General features: G+C 63.3%; 3 protein-coding genes and 1 pseudogene. 3 read left to right on the forward strand and 1 reads right to left on the reverse strand.

Features of this window, described 5'->3' with window-relative positions; translation table 11 throughout:
* Positions 1 to 24: 24 nt before the first annotated feature.
* Positions 25 to 342 (forward strand): annotated as a pseudogene (locus ACP16H_RS18675) (transposase); the annotation flags it as partial.
* Between the two features lie 276 nt (positions 343 to 618).
* On the opposite strand, the gene ACP16H_RS18680 reads toward ACP16H_RS18675, so the two are convergent.
* Positions 619 to 1,632, reverse strand: coding sequence for an IS110 family transposase (locus ACP16H_RS18680; protein ID WP_425073762.1), 1,014 nt, complete (start codon positions 1,630 to 1,632; stop codon positions 619 to 621).
* Between the two features lie 541 nt (positions 1,633 to 2,173).
* On the opposite strand from ACP16H_RS18680, the gene ACP16H_RS18685 reads away from it, so the two are divergent.
* Both ACP16H_RS18685 and ACP16H_RS18690 read left to right on the forward strand, forming a co-directional pair.
* Entirely contained in the window at positions 2,174 to 2,923 is a 750-nt protein-coding gene (locus tag ACP16H_RS18685; RefSeq protein ID WP_425073763.1) for a SapC family protein, read from the forward strand.
* Between the two features lies 1 nt (position 2,924).
* Positions 2,925 to 4,088 carry a BamA/TamA family outer membrane protein gene (locus tag ACP16H_RS18690; protein WP_425073764.1) on the forward strand — a complete coding sequence of 388 codons (1,164 nt, stop codon included), beginning with the start codon at positions 2,925 to 2,927 and terminating at the stop codon, positions 4,086 to 4,088.
* Positions 4,089 to 4,153: the final 65 nt, after the last annotated feature.

Genomic DNA, 4,153 nt, shown 5'->3' on the forward strand with positions numbered 1-4,153 from the left:
CCCTAAAAGTGGACCAATTCAGTGGGCCAAGACCAATGGCATGCCCGCAAGCATGGCTGCCCCAAACGGCGTGTGTGGCGCAAGATCTATCTCGGGATCGACGAAGAAACACTGGAGGTCCGCCCTGTCGAGATCACCTGGAGCCACATCGGTGATGCCCCGGTGCTACCCGACCTGCTCGACCAGATCGCAGCGGACGAGCGGATCGGCAGCGTCATCGCCGAGGGTGCCTACGACATACGTAAATGCCACGACACCATTGTCGACCGTGGCGCCCATGCCATTATCCCGCCCTGCAAGAACGCGAAGCCCTGGAAGACCATCACCGCCGGTGCGCTCGCCATTGCCCTCGGACCATGTATGGATGGCTCCCGCGGGGCAAGGGCGTGTCGGTTGAAGCTGGCATGATTTCGGTTGCGGCCATGTATACGGCGTCTCGATTGCAGCATGGTGGCTGCGCGCCCTGATGAAAGTCCGCGGTCGCTTCGGTCCCAATCAATGGCACGCGCTCTCTGGCGCTCCGGTCCGAACAGGGTGTCCTCGGCGATGTGTCCGTCATTTACCATCATCTCACGATGCACTTGCCTTTCTGGAGGGGCGTGTGGCCCCTGATCGTGTTCAGGCGGCGGTGGCCGCCCGGAATTCCGTCTTGTTCTTCATCAGCGCGTAGGCCGTGCGCGCCATGCGGTTGGCCAGGGCGATCGCGGCCTGTTTCGGTTTCTTGCGCTGAATGATCTTCCACAGCCAGTCTTCGCCGGGCTCGCCACGGCGCCGGGCGCTGACCTGCGCGATGGCGCCAAGATAGAGCAGTCGGCGCAGATACCTGTTTCCCATCTTGGAGATGCGCCCCAGCCTTTCCTTGCCACCGGTGGAATGCGGTCGCGGAGTAAGGCCCAACCAGGCAGAGATATCCCGTCCCGACTTGAAGTCGGCGATGTCGGGCAGCGCCGAGACCAGCGCACTGGCGGTGATCGGGCCGATCCCGGGGATCGTTTGCAGACGTTGCGCATCTTCATTGCCACGGGCATCTGCACGGATGTCGGCGGTGAGGCCCTCGATCTTCTTCTGCGTGTCGACCAGTTGATCGGCGAGCAGGTTCAGGGCCTTGCGCGCTGGCGCCGGCAGATCGGCCCTGTCACATGCCGCGATCAGACGCTCGACGTTGTGAATCCCCTTCGGGACGACGATCCCGAACTCGCCCAGATGCGCACGCATGGCGTTCACGACCTGGGTCTGCTGGCGCACCAGAAACTCCCGCGCCTTATGGGTCATGAGCCGGGCCTGCGTGTCCTCGCTCTTCACGGGGACAAACCGCATCGAGGGGCGGGATACTGCCTCGCAAATCGCTTCCGCGTCGGCCGCATCGGTCTTGCCCCGTTTCACATAGCCCTTCACGTAGCTGGGCTGCATCAGCCGAACCTCATGCCCGAGCTTGATCAATTCCCGGGCCCAGTAATGCGCGCTGGCGCAGGCTTCCATGCCGATCAGACACGCTGGCTGGCGCTGAAAGAACTCGAGCATCTGGCTGCGTCTGAGTTGACGGCGCAACGAGGGACGACCCTCGGCGTCAACACCGTGCAGCTGGAAAACGGTCTTCGCCAGATCGATCCCGATCGTGATAACCTCGTTCATGGATGGCTCCCTTTGTTGGCCGTGACAACAGCACCCAACATGGCACATTGCGATGCCGGAAGCGGGAGCCATCCACTTCATCAATGGCAGACAAAGGCTCGCCGCGAAACGAGGCCCTGCACGCGGCGAAATAGCTGGGCCGCGCGCTTTGGCGACTCCTCTCGGGCCATCGCGTTGCGATGCCCTGCCAGGCGATGGATGGAGCGGATACACCGCGTTCGGCATACCCGTCACGCTAGCCATGGGATAAGTCCGTTCGGAGAAAGGGGGACCTCAGCCATCACACGATTTGTGGAACAGAGCCGCGCGGCATCGCTTCGTAGCACTGTGGGAATTCCTGACTTGACTCCTCCGGAGGCTCATTTGGATAGGTTAACGAAAAACTTAGAATTTAACTTTTTTTTATCGAATCGGTCGCTATAAGATCGTGCCGAGGAGCCACGCAAAAGGCTTCGGGCAGGGGACGTGGTTGGGTTTGTGGGTGTTCCGCACGGTTTGTTGTTTCAGCCGTATCCCCTTGGGTATTAGATGGGACATTCTAATGAAACAGATGTTGATCTACGAGCGTGCTAAGCCACTTAGGGTGTCTGAGCATGGCGAGACATCGATCAAACCGCTTTCCGATTTCGGGTTTGCTGCCGATCTCAACTCCGTTCCGATCGTGGCGGCAGAGTTCTCGGCCGCCGCGCAGAACATGGCGGTCGTCTTTGCCGGAACCGAAGAGGAAATCCTGCCTGCCGTTCTGCTGGGTGTCGACGAGGGAGTTAACCTGTTCATCGATGACGCGGGCCGCTGGTCGGGTCGTTACATCCCCGCCTTCCTGCGTCGCTACCCCTTTGTCTTTGCGCAGAACGACGCGGGCGACCAGCTGAGCCTGTGCATCGACGAGGCCTGCCAGGCGCTGAACACCGAGGGCAAGGGCGAACGCCTGTTCGACACCGAGGGCGCGCGCACCGGCTATCTGACCCAGATGCTGGAATTCGCCGCGCAGTACCAGGCGCAATTCCTGCGCACGCGGGTGTTCTGCCAGCGGCTTAAGGCGCTGGACCTGCTGGAACCCGCCGCCCTGTCGGTGCGTGACGGCGAGGTGACCAAGGGTTTGGCGGGGTTCTTCCGCATCAACCGCGAACGTCTGAAGGCCATCCCGCGCGAGGCCCTGGCCGAGATGTTTGACACCGACGAGCTGGAACTTTGCTTCGTGCACCTGCAGTCGCTGGCGAATGTCGACGGGCTGTCGCGGCGCCGCGCGGAACGCCAGCTGACAAGCGCCGATACACGCACCGTGCAATGAGATGAGCCGCCTCGGCCTTACCCTCACACTGCTTGCCGCCGCCGCGGGTCTCTCCGGAGCCGCGGCGCAAACCGTTCTGATGCAGCAGGATCCGGTCGACGCGTTCGGCCCGGAATTCGGACCCGACGAAGCCACGCCCGGCACCATGCTGGGCGGCGGCGGTGAATTGGCCTTTGGCATCTCCTACGGCAATGCCGAGGGCGTCATGGGCGTGATCGAGATCACGCAGGACGGGCTGTTCGGCAGTGACGAGGACCTGCGGTTCCATCTCGAGGGGTCGCGTTACACGCAATCGCTGGGGCTGTCGCTTACCGACCAGGATTTCCTCGAACGGCCCTTGTCGCGCACCATCCGTCTGAGCGGCTACAACGTCGATCCCAACGACGAGCATGGCCAGCAATACGGCTATTCTGGGCTGGACCTGGCGATGGCCTTCACCCGGCAGGTGGACGGCGGCATGGCGCAGCGGCTGGGCATTGGCGTCGCGCAATACAGCATCGAGATGACCCCGGTCATGCCGCTGGCGGTGACGACCCATGCGGCGACCTATGGCGCCACGACGGACGTGATCTATGCCTTTGGCGGATTGGACGTGAACCGGGTCGAGGCGGGCTGGATGCCCGGCAGCGGCTGGCGCGCCACCGCGAACCTGGAGGTCGGGCAGGCGAAGGACACGGGCTATGCCAAGCTGACCTTCGGCGGCGAGGCCTTTGGACGGCTGGCAACGAACACCGTGGTGCGCGGTCACGCGGGCATGGGTCTCAGCGCCGTGGCCGGGAACAAGGGCCTGCCGCTGTTCAAGACCTATCACGGCGGCGGCATCGGGTCGGTCCGGGGCTACGTGCCGGGGACCATGGGGCCGGTATCCACCGTTCCGGGGTCGAGCGACCTGGCCTACCCGGGTGGCGAAAGCGCCTGGTCGGCGGGGATCGAGCTGTTGCAGGCGGTGCCTGCCGTCGACGGTCTGAAGGCGTTGGCCTTCTACGACATGGGCGGCATTTCCGGCACCCGCAGTCCCTTCGACGACAAGCGGTCCTCGGTGGGTGTCGGCCTGTCCTGGGACAGCCCGATCGGCCCCCTGTCGGTCTTTGCCGCGAAACCGCTGGACGACAAGCCCACGGATGAAACCGAGACCCTGCAGGTATCCTACGGGGTCCGGTTCTGAATACACCGTTGCGCGCCCTGCGCCGGGGCACGTGACCGTTCGAAGACTCTATCAAGGAGAGCGTC

The sequence above is a fragment of the Sagittula sp. S175 genome (genome assembly GCF_049800975.1).
Classification (GTDB): Bacteria; Pseudomonadota; Alphaproteobacteria; order Rhodobacterales; family Rhodobacteraceae; genus Sagittula.